This is a genomic window from Polynucleobacter sp. AP-Latsch-80-C2 (assembly GCF_018882185.1).
Lineage (GTDB): Bacteria > Pseudomonadota > Gammaproteobacteria > Burkholderiales > Burkholderiaceae > Polynucleobacter.
Genome location: NZ_JACVOY010000015.1, coordinates 1 through 15,556 on the forward strand (window position 1 = coordinate 1; position 15,556 = coordinate 15,556).

At 43.9% G+C, this 15,556-nt stretch carries 15 protein-coding genes; 7 read left to right on the plus strand and 8 right to left on the minus strand.

Annotated elements, in window-relative coordinates; all coding sequences use genetic code 11:
• Positions 1 to 228, plus strand: a 228-nt coding sequence (locus ICN47_RS11880) for a hypothetical protein (protein ID WP_216220156.1), incomplete at its 5' end; no start/stop codon positions are given.
• 357 nt (positions 229 to 585) lie between these two features.
• Complete coding sequence (locus ICN47_RS11885; RefSeq protein WP_071540573.1) at positions 586 to 1,833, plus strand: site-specific integrase; 1,248 nt, start codon at positions 586 to 588, stop codon at positions 1,831 to 1,833.
• A 58-nt stretch (positions 1,834 to 1,891) separates the two neighbouring features.
• On the opposite strand, the gene ICN47_RS11890 is transcribed toward ICN47_RS11885, so the two are convergent.
• Positions 1,892 to 2,245, minus strand: a complete 354-nt coding sequence (locus ICN47_RS11890) for a hypothetical protein (RefSeq protein ID WP_071540402.1) — start codon at positions 2,243 to 2,245, stop codon at positions 1,892 to 1,894.
• Positions 2,246 to 2,416: 171 nt separating this feature from the next.
• On the opposite strand from ICN47_RS11890, the gene ICN47_RS11895 reads away from it, so the two are divergent.
• Positions 2,417 to 3,712, plus strand: coding sequence for an ATP/GTP-binding protein (locus ICN47_RS11895; protein WP_071540403.1), 1,296 nt, complete (start codon positions 2,417 to 2,419; stop codon positions 3,710 to 3,712).
• Positions 3,712 to 4,368 (plus strand): RloB family protein, encoded by a 657-nt coding sequence (locus tag ICN47_RS11900; RefSeq protein WP_071540404.1) that lies wholly within the window; start codon positions 3,712 to 3,714, stop codon positions 4,366 to 4,368. Before ICN47_RS11895 ends, ICN47_RS11900 begins: the two co-directional genes overlap by 1 nt.
• A 196-nt stretch (positions 4,369 to 4,564) precedes the next feature.
• Here ICN47_RS11900 and ICN47_RS13095 read toward each other — a convergent pair whose 3' ends face one another.
• The 7 genes from ICN47_RS13095 to ICN47_RS11935 form a co-directional block, all read right to left on the minus strand.
• Entirely contained in the window at positions 4,565 to 4,918 is a 354-nt protein-coding gene (locus tag ICN47_RS13095) for a M15 family metallopeptidase (protein ID WP_071540406.1), read from the minus strand.
• Positions 4,915 to 5,556, minus strand: a complete 642-nt coding sequence (locus ICN47_RS11910; RefSeq protein WP_071540407.1) for a hypothetical protein — start codon at positions 5,554 to 5,556, stop codon at positions 4,915 to 4,917. The genes ICN47_RS13095 and ICN47_RS11910 overlap by 4 nt, the downstream gene beginning before the upstream one ends.
• 69 nt (positions 5,557 to 5,625) lie before the next feature.
• Positions 5,626 to 6,009 carry a hypothetical protein gene (locus ICN47_RS11915; RefSeq protein ID WP_071465692.1) on the minus strand — a complete coding sequence of 128 codons (384 nt, stop codon included), beginning with the start codon at positions 6,007 to 6,009 and terminating at the stop codon, positions 5,626 to 5,628.
• An 11-nt stretch (positions 6,010 to 6,020) separates the two neighbouring features.
• The gene (locus tag ICN47_RS11920; protein WP_071540408.1) at positions 6,021 to 7,067 is read right to left on the minus strand and encodes a phage major capsid protein; all 1,047 of its coding nucleotides are present in this window, start codon (positions 7,065 to 7,067) and stop codon (positions 6,021 to 6,023) included.
• Positions 7,068 to 7,401: 334 nt separating this feature from the next.
• A complete protein-coding gene (locus ICN47_RS11925; RefSeq protein WP_071540409.1) occupies positions 7,402 to 8,871 on the minus strand; it encodes a Fic family protein in 1,470 nt (489 codons plus the stop codon).
• A gap of 343 nt (positions 8,872 to 9,214) precedes the next feature.
• The gene (locus ICN47_RS11930; RefSeq protein ID WP_216220157.1) at positions 9,215 to 10,417 is read right to left on the minus strand and encodes a hypothetical protein; all 1,203 of its coding nucleotides are present in this window, start codon (positions 10,415 to 10,417) and stop codon (positions 9,215 to 9,217) included.
• Complete coding sequence (locus ICN47_RS11935) at positions 10,398 to 12,356, minus strand: hypothetical protein (protein ID WP_215301937.1); 1,959 nt, start codon at positions 12,354 to 12,356, stop codon at positions 10,398 to 10,400. The genes ICN47_RS11930 and ICN47_RS11935 overlap by 20 nt, the downstream gene beginning before the upstream one ends.
• A 453-nt stretch (positions 12,357 to 12,809) precedes the next feature.
• Between ICN47_RS11935 and ICN47_RS11940 the strand changes: the two genes are divergently transcribed.
• The 3 genes from ICN47_RS11940 to ICN47_RS11950 are packed head-to-tail and all read left to right on the plus strand — an operon-like array spanning position 12,810 to position 15,555.
• The gene (locus ICN47_RS11940) at positions 12,810 to 13,577 is read left to right on the plus strand and encodes an amidohydrolase family protein (protein WP_071540412.1); all 768 of its coding nucleotides are present in this window, start codon (positions 12,810 to 12,812) and stop codon (positions 13,575 to 13,577) included.
• A complete protein-coding gene (locus ICN47_RS11945) occupies positions 13,578 to 14,375 on the plus strand; it encodes an alpha/beta fold hydrolase (protein WP_071540413.1) in 798 nt (265 codons plus the stop codon).
• Positions 14,368 to 15,555, plus strand: coding sequence for an MFS transporter (locus ICN47_RS11950; RefSeq protein ID WP_071540414.1), 1,188 nt, complete (start codon positions 14,368 to 14,370; stop codon positions 15,553 to 15,555). Before ICN47_RS11945 ends, ICN47_RS11950 begins: the two co-directional genes overlap by 8 nt.
• Position 15,556: the final 1 nt, after the last annotated feature.

Below are 15,556 nucleotides of genomic sequence, written 5' to 3' on the forward strand. Positions count from 1 at the left end.
GTCGCTTCATTCCCTCTACTATACTACAGAAGTACTGAACTTCACTACTATAGTAAAAATAAAGTGGGGGATCGTGTAAAAACAACAAGGAGAGATGGGATAGATGGATTAATTCTGAGAGGGAAAAAGCAAAAACCACCCGGAGGTGGTTTCACTGGATCACTAAAGGCTATGGCGGAAGAGGTGTCTAGATTTTGCCCCTCCAAAGCACTCTACCATTATCCATAAACCCTTTAAATATATGGCTTTAACGGTTGACCCTACTCCCGTGTAAACCACCTAAATCCACCTGAGACTATGTCTTGCTGATGGGTGAGAAACGGGAAAAAATCATCGTTAGCGCATAAGGGAGTTGCGACTGCCGAGCACTTAAAAAAGGTGTGCTTTTTAAGCTTTTTTTATCTGTTTTAAGTTTTTTTATTTTCATGGTGGGTACAAAGGGGGGTTCAAACTCCATCATTAGACCCATCACTGACATGGCTTCTATGTAACCATGCTCCCGTGTAACCCATTGAGATTCAATAAAATATGTTGATTAAAGATGAGTTCAAAAGGGGTAATTTTTGGTTGAGTTTGGGATGCCGAATGTCGAATAAATTTAGCCTTACGGCACGTCGTATTGCCAATCTCTCTGAGCCAGGTTTTTACCACGACTCAGAATCCAGAGGGCTATATCTTCAGGTGATGCCGGGGGTAAATAAAATCATGCGAAGTTGGATATTTCGCTATACCAGCCCTACTTCATTTAAACGCAGAGATATGGGTTTGGGCCCACTTGAGGTCCGCTCACTTGCTGATGCTAGACGGAAAACGCTTGAGCTTCGTAAGCTAATTCTAGATGGTGTTGATCCGATAGAACAGCGCAACAGGATTCGGACTGAAGCCCTAGCCGCCACTGAGGATGAAATTACCTTCTCAATTGCAGCAGAGCGTTGTATTGCAGCCAAACGATCAGAATGGAAGAATACGAAGCATGCTGATCAATGGGTAAACACTATGGCTACTTTTGTTAATCCAAAAATTGGGAAGATGCGGGTTGATCAAATCAATACCGGTCATATCGCCAAACTTCTAGAACAAGAAATCAAGAAGAAGACTGGTGAAGTTGAAGGCCCCTTCTGGAATGTTCGCACCGAAACAGCCACTCGCGTACGTCAACGAATTGAGGTGATCCTTGACTGGTGCAAAGCTCATGAATACATCAAGGGAGACAATCCAGCGCGCCTTAAAGGCGCCCTAGCCCATCTCTTACCTAAAGCCAACAAGATCCAGAAGAAGAGTCACCATCCTGCCCTGCCATTTCAACAGATGGGTGAGTTTATTAGAGAACTGCGAACAAAGAGTGGTTTCTCTGTGCTTGCCCTTGAGTTCTTAATTCTTACGGCTACACGAACTGGTGAGGTGCTTAATGCCAAGTGGGATGAGTTTGATATTGAAAATAGGGTTTGGACTATTCCTGCTGAGAGGATGAAAGCCGGTAAAGCTCATCGAGTGCCACTAAATTCTCGGGCGATTGAGATATATGAATACCTCTCTGAACATCGCATAAATGAAGCTCTATTCCCTAGCAAGCGTTACAACAAGGATAACATGTCAAATATGTCTCTCATTGCCATCATGAAGAGAATGCCGGCATATGCTCAATATGTTCCCCATGGATTTAGATCTACATTTAGGGATTGGGCGGCAGAAACTACTGACTATCCAAATGAGACTGTGGAGCTTGCTCTGGCTCACACCATTAAGAATAAGTCTGAGGCTGCTTATAGGAGGCAGGATCAATTGGAGAAGCGCTCTAAATTAATGAGCGAATGGGGAGAATATATAGCTTAGGCGAAGAGATGACTAATATTAATGCTGAAGCGTCCAGCGGGACGCTTGCAATTACCATCTACCAGCTCATCATCAGATTTCTAAGTCTAGATTTAGCCTCCTCTTCTGCATCTTTAGAGTTTTGCAACGACCTTGAATTAAAGTTGCCGCCCAAAGACTTTTGCCCAACGGCATAAGTCCCCCAGGCTGAATCAAACAATACAAAGACTTCCCCGGCACTGTTGTCGCTAGAAACTGTGAACTTAATGGCTGGAGAATTAAATTCAATAACAGGCTCCACAAAAGAATGAAAATCAATGCTCTCCAACTCATTTTGAAGATCTACGATTATTTGGGGCGCAACTAAATTTAGAAAATCGTTATAAGCAGTGCGACGATTCTCATTTCTAAACAAAGAGTCTATTAAGTTCATATGGCTTTCCTTCCCAATTTAAGCTCTAACCATCAATAATTCGCTGTAAATTTATACAGTCTTCGTTAAGGTGGAAATTACTTGGTTTACTTGAAAACACTTATATGTTACATTTAAATTCGTTTTTTGCAGAAAATATGCGTAAATTACAATTTAATTACACGAGAAGACATGTTAATAGAATTTAGCGTTGCCAATTTCAAGTCCATTCTTGAGCGCCAAACCCTGAGCATGGTAGCCAGCACAGACTCGGAGCATGCTGAAAAAAATGTAATTGAACTGCCTGACGAGGCAACTAAATACCTTAAATCGGCAGTTGTTTATGGACCAAATGCAGCAGGCAAGAGCAATCTCTTAAAAGCTACACTGGTATTACAACAGCTCATCCTTCACTCCGCCTCCTCTCAAGAGGGCATCCCAATGGGAGGCATTACCCCTTTCTTGCTTGACGGAAATATCCCAAACGAGCCCTCTGAATTCAATATTGTTTTCATAGCAAATGATGGTGTGAAGTATGAATACCATCTCTCCGCCACACCAAAGTCAGTAGAAAAAGAGTGGATGGTTTCTTATCCGAATGGAAGACCTCAACGCTGGTTTGAGCGCGAGCTAAACAAAGAATCTGGCAAATATGAATGGTGGTTTGGATCGAAGTTTAAGGGTGATAAGGCAGAGAAAAAGGTTTGGCAAGAATTCACTAGAAATAATTCTTTGTTTTTTTCTACTGCCGTTCAATTAAATAACGAACAACTTAAAACTCCTTTTGGCTGGATAGCCAATCAACTCATTGTTATTACCTCGGGCATAGACCTCAATCCATGGCTTAGCATTAATCTCATTAAGAACAATGAAGGATACAAAATCCTTGATTACCTAAAAGCTGCTGATGTTGGCATTGATGGCATTGATATTAAAGAAGAGGAGCTACCTCCTCAAGCTCAATTTATTGGTAACAACCCCTTTGCGCTAGGTGCATTTCACTTTAACCTTGGCGGGCCTGAGGATGGCATTGGCCAAAAACCGACCATGATTAAAGTCACTACTACGCATAAGAACGCAAAGACCAATGAAGTGGTTCACTTAAGCATAGAAGATGAGTCTGAGGGCACCAGGAAATTATTCAATCTAACTGGAGGCTGGATTAGGTCGCTTGATATTGGGGCAACCTTATTAGTTGATGAGTTAGAACGAAGTCTTCATCCAAAAATTACTCGATTTCTTGTTGAATTATTTCATAGCAAGAAAAATAAAAGTAACGCTCAATTGGTTTTTACAACACACGATACAAATCTTTTGGATACAGCATTATTAAGAAGAGATCAAATTTGGTTTGTTGAAAAAAGCAATCAAAAGGCAACACATCTCTATTCCTTGCTTGACTATAATCCGCGCAAAGAAGAAGCTCTAGAACGCGGATACCTTAAAGGCAGATACGGAGCTGTCCCTGTTGTGGGGGAAATTAACTAATGACTTCTCGTAGACTCTCGGCATTAAGGGGCGAAAGATCATTTGCTAGAAAAGCGGGGAATACTCCGCCCAAAGAAGTAACGCTGATTGTTTGCGAAGGTGAAACTGAGACCAAATACCTCAAGGCTATCTGTCAAAGCCTAAGGCTGGCCACTGCTACCATATATGTTTGCGGCAACGGCACCGACTCAGCGCCCGTGAATCTAGTTAACAAAGCAGAGCAGCTCAACTTAACAAACGATGGTTACGACCATATCTATTGTGTATTTGATAAAGATATTCATGAAAGCTTTGACAGGGCCAGAGAAAAAATACGAAGCCTAAGTCGGCGGACTAAAAAACCCCTTCCCATTAAAGAGGCTATTAGCATTCCATCGTTTGAACTATGGGTGTTGCTTCATTTTGAGCAAACAGATCGTTCATTTGGAACCTCTGCCGAAGTTGTGAGATACATCTCAAATCAAAATCACATTCGTGCCTATAAAAAAGCGGATGATTTAATTTGCCAAGAACTAATAACAAGGCTAGAAATCGCCATTACAAACGCTGGATGGCTTGAGAGACGCGGACACACTAGCAATGAAAACCCAATGACTAATGTTCACAAACTTGTGCAACATATAAAAGAAATTGCCATCAAGCAGTCACAAAATTAAGCCCCCGACTCAACGCTGTCGATGCCATTTGGGAAATATTTGAAACCGCTGCGAGCCACGAGATTCGGTGCTTGTAGGGCAGTAGGTCGAAACCAGCTTAGACCCAATGTGCAGAACTGTTTTAGTCCTCTATCCTACGTTTTCAATTCTCCACTCTTCCAACCAGTATTGGCTGAAAGCAGCCGTCTGGGTGATTTTAAACCACCCTCTCAAAATGCGGTACATCCACAAATCCCTTGAAATTCCCACCCCATCTATTCTTGGGGCTTAGGCTTTCCCAGTATTCGCCAACCGTACGGATAAGCTCTTTGTCCCAAACTAGCTTTCCATTCCAAAAGAAGTTCAGATCAATGGCGCAGCGTCTTAGATGGTTGCTATTCATCGTCTTTGATCTACCAGTCTTAAAGTAGATCTCTTGCTGCTCTGGTGAGCGCCAGAGCTCACCTCCTGTGATGACCCAGCCTTCCGCAGTAGCAAACTGAATCAATCTGCTGACATCAATTAGGAAAGCTGCTTGCTCCGCTACTAGGCTGCTTACCCTTGTATTCACTTAGCCTCTTCTTTTTTATTTAAGCCATGCATGCGCATCTCAAAGATCTTCTCTACTGATCTACCGCCAAAGTAAGCCAACATGACTAACTGCCCCCATTCGCCTAGGAGCTTTACATAGGCTTCATTGATATCAATGCCCATGGCTGAGAGCAATGCAAATAGGAGGTAGGCCGTTAGGATGTAAACCAGCGTTCCTGGTCTGATGTTCTTGGATAACTTGGAGTCACTGCCCATATCGGATTGCCAGCGATTGGTAGCGTTGTCCTGTGAGGCTCGATGCATCTCAGCTAGAAGCTTTGATTCTTCTATCTCAAGCTCTTTCTGCTTGAGGGTGTATTGCAGTAGTAACTGCTCTTGCTCGATCTCTAACTGCTTGAGCTTAATGAGATCTTCCTGACTGGGGTTATCCGGAATGCGCACCCCAATCTTGCCCTCAATAAATTCTTTACCTTTAGCCTGAACCGCACCCGCAAGCAGACCAAGGCCATTGACAGCCAAGGTTTGCACTAGAGAGGTGATGATTGGAAGCATGTAATGAGTTTTTATCTTGATGCTTGGAATATGGAAGTTCACCGCCCCACTACCGCCTAGGCTTTTATTTGGTGTTGGCAGTGGGGCGCAATTACGCGCGCCCACACACCATCGTCACCTCAACACCCACAGCCGCACCCAAACACCTGCTGCTAGCGGTGGTCATCCCTTCTGCTAGCGTTTCTTGGCTCCCTTGGTTTCTGATGGCTCTTGCTCAAGAGATCCTTCCAATGCCTTCTCTTGTGCTGGGAGCTGACCTTCTTTCATCAAGCCTTCTACGATCTCCATTAACCGATCACCATCATCCTCACCAAAGACTTTGGCCACAACTTCATGGCCATACTTGGCGCATAAGCGGTCGTACTCCTGCTCTGGAGTGATAGTTGTCTTTGATGGACGCTCGAACACCGTTACGTTCTCGCGCCCAAAGAGATTTCGAAGGATATTGGTCTCATATGGCGGTACGTGCACATGGATGGTCGTGAATGCATCTCTACGCACTACCGCTTCCACCTCTTTAATTTGGAAGTCGCTATGAATGAGTTCTTTATTTGTCATATGAGCTTCCCTTATTGAATAGCCAATACCGCATGGGCATTAGCCCGTGAAATAGATAAAGCGCAGCGTAGATTCACCATGGCATACATCGCTAGTGTGTCGTGCGGACGAATCGGGGCAACGATATCTAAGTCGTCATCGCGCAGCTTCATAAAACGGGTATTTAAGAAGTAACAGCGCTTACTCCACTCCACCGTGCGATTAGCCATGGCATCGAGCTCATCAAACTGGGGATCCCAGATAATTTCAACCCCCTTGAAGGCTAAGCCGGTATTTACGCCTGCACCTACCCCAGCATCGATGTACTTGGTCTCACCCGATCCAGCGATATGGGTGACCGTCACCTGTTTGCGATAGGTATCAATAAACTTGCCACCCGCAATAATGAAATCTGGGCTTCCGCCATGCTTAATGCATTGGCGCCATGCAGTCTCCATCTCGCCTACTAAGTTACCTGGCGATGTTGAGGCGATGTCTTTAATAGCGTAGTTACGCCAATAGCTTGCTTTGGCTCGATCAATACCGCCTACCGTGCCGGCATCAGGAGCCAGACTAACAAGGCTATCCAGTCCCACTACTGCATCTGCGCCATGTGAGCCGTCGCGGTGCAGCTCAAGATCTAGCTTATTAAGGAATCCTTCTCGTAGGACTTCTAATTGCTCATCCAAGAGATTGATCAACTGTACGCGTTCGTTGTATTCCAGCTGGAATCCTCGCGCCCCACCCTCACGCACTTTGATGCCATTACTAAATAAGCGGTCATAGTCGATATACAGACCATCCACCGCTCTACGCCATGGGAATGAGGCTTGCTCAGTCGTATTACGTTTATTGAACTTGACCGTCTCCTCTCCAAAGGCCCAGCTAAAGTTACTGCCGTGTTCTTTGCGGATGTTCTCGACTACGTTCTGCTTTGCGCCTAATAGGCTTTTGCGCCCTTCCATGAGTTTTTTAAGAAATGGTCTTTCTACAGCGATTTGATCAACTGGTAGATTGCGTAAGTACTCATCTAAGGAAACCTTAGCTAGTTCTTGCAAGTCTGTATTTGAAATTGGCATATGCCACCCCATCAATAGTTATTTAAGAAATTAGTTGGCTTCATACCTGGTGATGGAGCGTGAACCCATCCATTGCTACGCTACTAGGTGCGACTCTAGCTTTAACGCATAGGCGTGAAGCACTGAGATCAATTATTGGGGCGGTAGATATAGGCTCGGGATATTTGTGGGGTTTTTGTTGAGTTACTAAATGAACTCGCTTTAGGTCTTTATGCCCAACGTGTCTTTCTGCCACCCTGGGCATAAAAGAGCGTTGCTTTAATCGTGGCCGTCAAGGGTTCGCAAGCCACCCCTTTGGGGTGCCCTTGACAGAATTACTCTGGGGATTTTTGAATCAGCCCACTACCTTCGCATATTCAACCTCAATTGCATCAAATATTTCTTCAGGTACTGTTGCAGCAAATTTCTTACGGCGGTTAGCCGATAGTTTTCCGTTTTGCTCCATGCAGGCCAGAATTAATGAATTGAGATCTTTGCCTCTGATGTCGTACTGCCCATCAATAGCGCGGTAAATGAGGTCGTACTTTGCCAAGAACTCAGTCTCTTCTCTTAAGTCCTTTTCTAGCGCCTGCTTGGCCATCTCCAATCCAAACTCAACGCAGGCAGTGGCATTCCAATAGCGATATAAGGAATCATCTGATTTGAAGGTCATTTGATATTCATCACCGTCAATCCAAATGACTTCCCAGCGCTTGCGAGCAGGCTCAGAAAAGCTCTTTAGAGCTGCTAGGTATGCGTCTTCATTGCGCTTCATCGCAATGGATACTGGCAATAGCAAGCCATTCTTTAAAGCACCCGACTGGCACAAAGCATGATGAAATAAGAAGCGTGATAAGCGCCCATTGCCATCCATAAATGGATGGATAAAAACAAATCCAAAGGAAACAATCGCAGCAGCAATTAAAGGATCGATCTGCTTTGGTGCGGTATTGGCAAAATCTACCAAGCCCTTCATCAAGTCATTAACGATTTCAGGTGGCGGTGGAATGTACGTTACGCCAGCAGCACCACGCAATGGACTGCTTAACCAGTTTTGTTGGTAGCGATAGTTAACTGCTCTATCCAAAGGATTGGTAATGGCGGTATTTTGCAAGCCAACTAAGTACTCTTCATCTAGCTGGGTAGTCAGATGGGCTTTTTTAAGTAGCTCTACAAATGCCTCTGCTTTCGTAGCGCTCGGTGTCTCATGCTCAATTTCAAAAGAGCTTTTGGTCTCACTTAAATAAGCCCAAGACATTGCCCTATCGGATGCGGCCCCACCTAGTTCTGATAGAAATTCATTTGCTTTCTGGAGGATATTAGATTCAAGCAGGCTATTAATACGTGTGGTTCGCTCAACAGTTACGCAGTAATCCAAAGAACCCAAGCCATTGAAGTTAACTCGCCATTTGGCATTGCGTATGCTTGGTCCTGTAATGTATTTTTTGGGGTCAAATAAATTAACCATAGGCCCCGTAATTACTGGCGCGCCCTTTAACTCTTGCTTATTAAAGGCTTCCCACAAAAAACAAGCCGTACGAATGTAAACGCCTGTTGGCGATTCGCTAATTGCGGCCAGCATCTCTTGGGCTGGGATTTTTCTTAAGGCCTGCGATAACAATTGGAGATTAACTCCTTCATGCTTTAGCGCAAAAAACAGGTGACTTAGTGGGCGATCATCTTTGGGAGCCACCTTTGCGGGTATCAACAACTCACTCTGGGTGGGCGTTACACTGGTTACCGAGGCAAGGCGTGCGGGTACAAGTGGGTCAAAAGCACTGAGATCAAGCTGACTTTTTACCTGTGAATAGCCTATATCGCCCATATTTCCCCCAAGCCCCACTTTTTCGTTCGAATAGCTATTTTCCCACACTTTTTCTTACATATTCACACTTTTTCTTACGATTACACATATTTACACACTTTTTATTACATATTTCAATAGATTCCTACATTTTTAAACATATCCTCACTTTTTCTTACGAAATAGCAGTTTGAATGTTTTTTTGCTAGCCAGCTTCAAAAGCTAAATTCACTTGGAATAGGCAGATTTATTGACAATAACTGCGATTATTAGCAGTTTTATTGACATTCCAGGGCAATTTAGCCAGAAATATGCAGCTTTATTGACATGTCACCCATTAGGAGCGACATGTCAAAAAAACACCTTAAATTCCCATATTGCCTAAGTGTTGCGCAATCCGATCCATGGGATTGCCCGCACTAGCTAACGGCGCTCCTAATGCTGAAGTTCGCGCCCGAATCGGTTGAGGGCTATGGATTGCCATAGGTTTAACACTTGCAAAGCTTGGCTCCGGCCTTCCAATCGCCTCATAGATAGACTCAATCATGGTCTGCCACTGCTCTGGCTGATTGCTCTGCACGAAGACCTGCATGTAGAAAGGGTCTGACATGTATTTGTTAAAGCAGATCGCCTTATCGGTGTGATCGATTTCATCTGAACGAGTATTTAAGAACTTGAGCATTTGCAGCTTTGCTTCTGTGACTAATTCGGAAGGCTTTTTCTGACTATCGGCGAGAGTCATCACATTGCCTACAAGCATTCCCTCTATTTCGTATTTACGAACTGCATCCTGAAGTGTGGCCACCATAGATTGCAAATCAACAACCTGCTTTTCTAGGTCGCGTTTTTCGTTAATCATTTTCTGAATACGTTCACACCCTCGCTTTGATTTGATGCCGCCAGAAGATTCTGTATTAACACTAGGCTCGGCATCGGGACTCGGATCCGTGGGTCCGGGGTTCAAAACCTTCTTAATTAGATCTTCAGCTGTTTCAGCTTGAATCTCAGTCTTTGGAAGTGTATCGACGGTAATAGCGACTGGTGCAGGCAATATTTCACCTAGGTCATGGGCTTGTGGTGGCGCCTTATCTGCTGAAGCAGGCATAAAGGATGGCACATGCACTTCGCCCTTAACAGGTGTAAATATAGACTCGGGCTCTAGAGCCTCTGACTCCTCCTCCAATACTTCGCCCTCATCAATATCCTCAGATAACTTGGCAAGAGATGAATTGGGGGTCTTACTTAGATCATCTAGTAAGTTGGCTGCTTGGCTCCGACTCTGGCTCTTACGCTCCGCCTTTTGTGTTTGTTGTATTTGAGCGCTACGCTCCTTATCTAATTGAGCGGCTTCTTGCCTGGCTTTTGCTTGCGCTATCAATTCAAGCGCGCGCTCTTCCCTTGCCTTATTGCGCCTTGCGGCGCTCTCGGCGGCGTGCTTCTCATAGACTTCTTTTTCAAGGCGCTCGCGCTCTTTCTTGGCCTCTCTATCCTGCACCCTCTGAATTGAACCACCCTTAGTGAGTACCTCTGATTTAAATCCTTCCACCTCATTTGCTACCTGCGTCATTGCCTGTCTCCTCTTTTAATAAGTTGCTGCTGTAATTCATTTCAGCGTTTGTCTTTTGCCTTTGTTCAGAAAACCAATTCATTCCTAAGTTTGGGTCGTCATCGCGTGACCATCCCTCCGCTTGTTTTTCTACATTCGGTATAAATAGATTTGAATCGATACGATCGTCATATCGCAAGAGGGTCTCATGTAGGAGATTACGGATATGTTCGTAATCCATTCCTCTTGCTTGTAGGTTTTGTATCTGAATTGATAGATTCGTAATCATGGGTAAGACCTTGAGCCAGCTCTCTTTGTCTTCTATGCCATCTGGTGCGCCGGTGGTACCTGCTCTTATGCGTAGATCGACCATGTCAAAGATTCGGTCTTTGGTGAGCTCTGGCCAGTCATAGGTTTTCTCCATAGTCATGACTAGTTCCCCATTGACCATGGTGGTCTTAGTACTTGGTGGCCCCATGTAGCGCTCTACCTGCTCTTTGGTGAGTTCCTGCAAAAGAACTTGGGCGCTGTATTGCGCTATCTCTTGTAGCCAATCCTCTATCTGGTCTTTGAATTCAAATACGCGCCCTGATAAGGCTCTTTGCAAGATGTTGGCTTCGGTTGCTGTCTTGGGTCTGACTACCGTGGAACGCGCTGCATCTTGCAAGCCAGTGACTTGCTCCCAGTCATAACGTACCGCACTGGTGTCATAGACGATGGGATCGATCTTGGGGTGACCCCGAGGAATGATGACTTGGTTAAGGGGCTTGCCTTCAGTATCGACAATCGTGATCTCGCCGAATCGGGAGTCTGAGTGCTTCTTAATGGTCTTTTCGTTGATATCGGCTGATGCTACCCATCCCGGGATGCATAGGTCACGATGTTGATTAAATCGATCTCTGGCTTCGTTATGCTCATCTTGTAGGCGCTCGGTTAGATCAACCAGGCTTGGGCCAACGAACTGACCATCGACTACTTGGTACGGCAATAAGAAGAACGGGTACCAGCGCTCTCCAGCCCTTGGAGGGGAATAAGGTTCACGCAGCCATTCTGTCGCGCCCTCGACCATGGTGTAAACACGCTGAGTAGTTCTATCCCAGATTTCTAAGACTGCGATCTGTTGATCATCACTTACCGGACTTTTGCTTGCATCCATATGCATGGAGGCTAAGCGCCTGGCTTTCTTATGCGAGGGTTCGCCTTGACCTGGTTGGTAGATCTTCGCATTAGCTAGATTCTTCTTATAAAGCGCTTCTGCTTGGCTACGCTTCATTGGAATGATTTGGCAGATCCAGTCAGCGTCGGTGTAATCCCAGAACTCACAGATAGATGGGTCAATGAGAAGATTTTCTGTAAGGACTCTATCGATTACTAAGCCTTCAGCGGATTGCACTTCGGTTTGCTCTTGTAGTGACTTGATGAGTTCTTCCAACTCCGCTCTCTTGGCATCACGATGATGTTGATCTTCGCCTTGAAGATCTCGAACCAAGTCTTCTATGGCTAGAAGGTTTTCTTGGGCATCGTTGATTCGACCCTGGATATATGAATCCTTGCTTGGATCTCGCTGATACATCACTTTTAGAATGCCGAAGCTACAGGTGAGCGCTGCTCTTACCGTCGACTTGGCTCGGTTCTTTAATTGGGCATGTTCAAGCGCTCTATTGGTGACCTTCTCCAATGTTTTGCAGAAGAGCTTAATGTCAGCGCCCGAGTGAGTTGGTGTTGTTGAGATCTCTGGGTTACGTGCATAGACGTTTGGGAGAACTGCTGAGATAGTGCCGTGTATGAGGTTGGCTCTAAGACTATAAAAGTCTTTGCCGGTGGGGTCGGCATTCCAGTTAAAGCCGGCTACTGTATTGCGGTTATGCCTTACGCGCTTATGAAATGTTGCCCAGTGAGCGCGCGCATGCGTGATGCGGGCAGTCCATTTTTGTTGAAGGGCGTTGGAGTCTTGGGGCACATGCTATTTATAGATTGCGAATCTCGCATCGATGCACTTATCTTAGATTTAACTTGAATCGGTGAAGCAAAGAATTAATTGGTGAGGGCTCTTAATTTAAAAAGTCAATGTTTGCTGATAAATACAATATTCATGGCAAGGTTTTCGTACATACCAACTTAAAAGTATTTCCATAAAGTGATAGAAATTTTATAAGTAACAAATGTATTTACAGTTATCAATTCCATCTTTATTAAGAGGTCAATATTACTGATTGAGTTACACACTTAGAGAAGATAGACTTAGATGGACAAGCATATTGGATGCTTGTTTAATTTTCTAAGGAGAGACTCATGATTAAATTACTCACCAAAATCGCAGGCTTTGCCGGCATTGCTGGATAAGCTTTTACAGGTAGGTGATTGCTAAACTAAAGCTGGGCGGTTTAGCAATCGTCAATAGCTTGGAACTACATTGTCGAACCGTCAAAATATTCACCTAATAGATTTTCATGCTCATCTGGATAATTCAAAGGAGCGTTTAGATCAATTATTTATCGCCCAAGAAAATTCAGGGATCGAAAAAACAGTTATTGTCTCCGGAAATCTAATAGAACCCGCTAATCTCGGAGATTTTTTGCGCGGGACTGAATCTGTAAAAAATTACGAACCAAATAACGCTTATTTATTAGATATAGCCAAGGCTAATCCAGCTAGACTTATTCCATTTTTTACGGTTGATCCAAGTTATCACATTGCTGAAGATATTGAAGAGGCAATGAAATTGGGGTTTCGAGGATTTAAGTTCAATCCTTTAGTTCATAAAATTGACTTTAGAAGCGATTCTGTTCGCAATATCTGTGCGGCAATAAATACATACTCCGCACCTATCTACACCCACATCACACTCAATCCAGCATCCTCAATTGAGGCCCTTGCAGACCTAGCACAGGCTCATCAAAAGATTAATTTTGTCTTAGGGCACATGGGATATGCGACCTCCGATCAGATGGCCCTCAATTTAGCAGAACGTAGAGAAAACATTTATTTAGAAACATCGGTGGGAAGCATTCTTGCATTCAGATGCGCTAAAGAAAGAAATTTGAGAAACAAAGTAATTTTTGGTAGCGAATATCCTGCCCATGAGCCATCCATTGAGCTTGGGAAATTAGCGCTAATATTTTCACAAGATGATCTTGCTTTAATAGGTCGAGCCAACGCCCAATTTATTTTGGGAATTTAAATGCGAGATTTTAAGAATTGGAACTTTAGAATTAACGGGGAAGGCGCCCCCGTGCTTTTGATCAACGGACACTTTCAGTCAAGATCTAGCTGGGACCCTATTGCTAGAGATTTGTCTAGATATAACAAAATCCTCACTTGTGAATTTCCAAATCAAGGAATTAGCGCAACCGATGTCTCTCTAGACAAGATGCAGCACTATGCCGAATTTATTGAAGATTTTTTAAGGTTCTTAAAAATTTCTCCAGGTGATGTAATTGTTTATGGATTTTCATTTGCTGGAAATGTTATCCGATATTTATCACAAGAGATGGGCGTTCAATTCAAGGCAATAATTTATGGAGGTATTGCCTCAAGGAAATTTTTCCCGTTCCAAATCAGGCGTTTTGAAACTTGGTTGAAAATTTTAGACCAAGCTGATTTTGATGTTTTTATGAAGAACTTGATGTTGCAGGTATTTTCCCCTGCATTTATTGCAAATAATGGCCATCAATTTGACGAATTAGTAAATGCCTATGAACGCTACTACTCACATCGACCAGAGGCTTTAAAAGCACTCATCTATGCACTAATAGATTTTTGCCAAGCAACTGATCCTATAGATGAATGTTATGCCGAACCAATTCACATCATTGGCGCCGAAAGTGACTTAATAATGCCGGCTAACTACGTTCAAGATTACGGGCGCTCACTAAATGCAGTAAGCATCCACATCCTACCTGGTGGCCATAGCCTGAGAGTCGAGCAAGAAGAGACTCTTTCTTCTGTAATTCATGAGATATGTGCTTCCTATGACTAGTGCATTCGCGAATAACACATCTCAAAGACGTTTCTCTTTGCTATGTTTAGTGACATTCTTTGGGTCACTATCTTTATCTACGTTGATATTTTTATCGGCTCTCTTAAATGAGGAGGGCTACTCTCAACAGGCTATTGGCTCAGTCTTATCTGCGCCCCTCATTCCAACCTTGATTGCCTTGTTTAGCGCGGGCGCTCTCTTGCAAAGAATGAGCTGCATTCGACTGATGATCATTAGTCAGGCATTGATGATATTGGGTTTTATAGGTCTTGAATATGCCCTTAGCTCGAGCTTTCTTTCGACAATTTTTCGTGGGCTAATTGGTTTTGGGTCTGGCTTTTACTTTTCTGCCTCCATGATCTATGTAAGGAGCTTATTGAGTGGTCCAAAAATAATCTATTTCTTTGGGATCTATGCGTCAATGTTTCCGCTGCCTAATGCATTTGGTCCTATAGTAGCCCAGTGGTATTTTAAGAATCATGGATCTGATGGATTCTTTTTGTATATGGCATTACCGGGACTACTAGCATTACTGACACTCATCGCCCTATCCATAATCTTTAAAGGATTTGACCGCTCCAGTAAAACACCTGCAATTGGCTTGCACTCCTATTATCAAATTCTGTGCGCAAAGAGATTTCATGCCTTAGGTTTGGGCATTTTTTCTATTGGCGTATTGTGGGGTTTTGTTACTGGGTATATGGCTTTATATCTAAGCCAACACAATTTCTCGGTAGGCTTATTTTTCCTACCAATGAGCGTCGCCCTTTTTGGATCACGCTTTGGTCTGCTAGGTATATTAAGCGGATTCTCGCGCCCTGTCTTGGTAGCTTGCTCGTTTGTCTTGATGGCGTGTGCATTTGCTTTGGTCTTGAATCTACATAGCCCAATACCGATTATTTTGGCTGGTATCTGCTTTGGGGTTGGCTACAGCCTTGGTTTCCCGATTCTGAGTGTCTGGGTTTCTGATTCATTTGATATCGATCAGCGCCCAATTGCACTCTCAGCGTTTAATGCCAGTTTTTACTGTGGGATTTTCGGGGTTCCTAGTCTTATAGGCCTTTTAGCCCTTCCACCGAACTCTTCTTACCCACTCTTTTTGCTCATGGCTCTGGCAATTGGCATGGGAATATTTTTTTCGATAGCCTTCAAGAATCAAGTGCAAGGGAGGCAAGCATAAA

Coding starts and splice junctions, on each gene's coding strand:
- ICN47_RS11885 (WP_071540573.1), top strand. CDS start 586: ATGTCGAATAAATTTAGCCTTACGGCACGTCGTATTGCCAATCTCTCT.
- ICN47_RS11890 (WP_071540402.1), bottom strand. CDS start 2,245: ATGAACTTAATAGACTCTTTGTTTAGAAATGAGAATCGTCGCACTGCT.
- ICN47_RS11895 (WP_071540403.1), top strand. CDS start 2,417: ATGTTAATAGAATTTAGCGTTGCCAATTTCAAGTCCATTCTTGAGCGC.
- ICN47_RS11900 (WP_071540404.1), top strand. CDS start 3,712: ATGACTTCTCGTAGACTCTCGGCATTAAGGGGCGAAAGATCATTTGCT.
- ICN47_RS11915 (WP_071465692.1), bottom strand. CDS start 6,009: ATGACAAATAAAGAACTCATTCATAGCGACTTCCAAATTAAAGAGGTG.
- ICN47_RS11920 (WP_071540408.1), bottom strand. CDS start 7,067: ATGCCAATTTCAAATACAGACTTGCAAGAACTAGCTAAGGTTTCCTTA.
- ICN47_RS11925 (WP_071540409.1), bottom strand. CDS start 8,871: ATGGGCGATATAGGCTATTCACAGGTAAAAAGTCAGCTTGATCTCAGT.
- ICN47_RS11930 (WP_216220157.1), bottom strand. CDS start 10,417: ATGACGCAGGTAGCAAATGAGGTGGAAGGATTTAAATCAGAGGTACTC.
- ICN47_RS11945 (WP_071540413.1), top strand. CDS start 13,578: ATGCGAGATTTTAAGAATTGGAACTTTAGAATTAACGGGGAAGGCGCC.
- ICN47_RS11950 (WP_071540414.1), top strand. CDS start 14,368: ATGACTAGTGCATTCGCGAATAACACATCTCAAAGACGTTTCTCTTTG.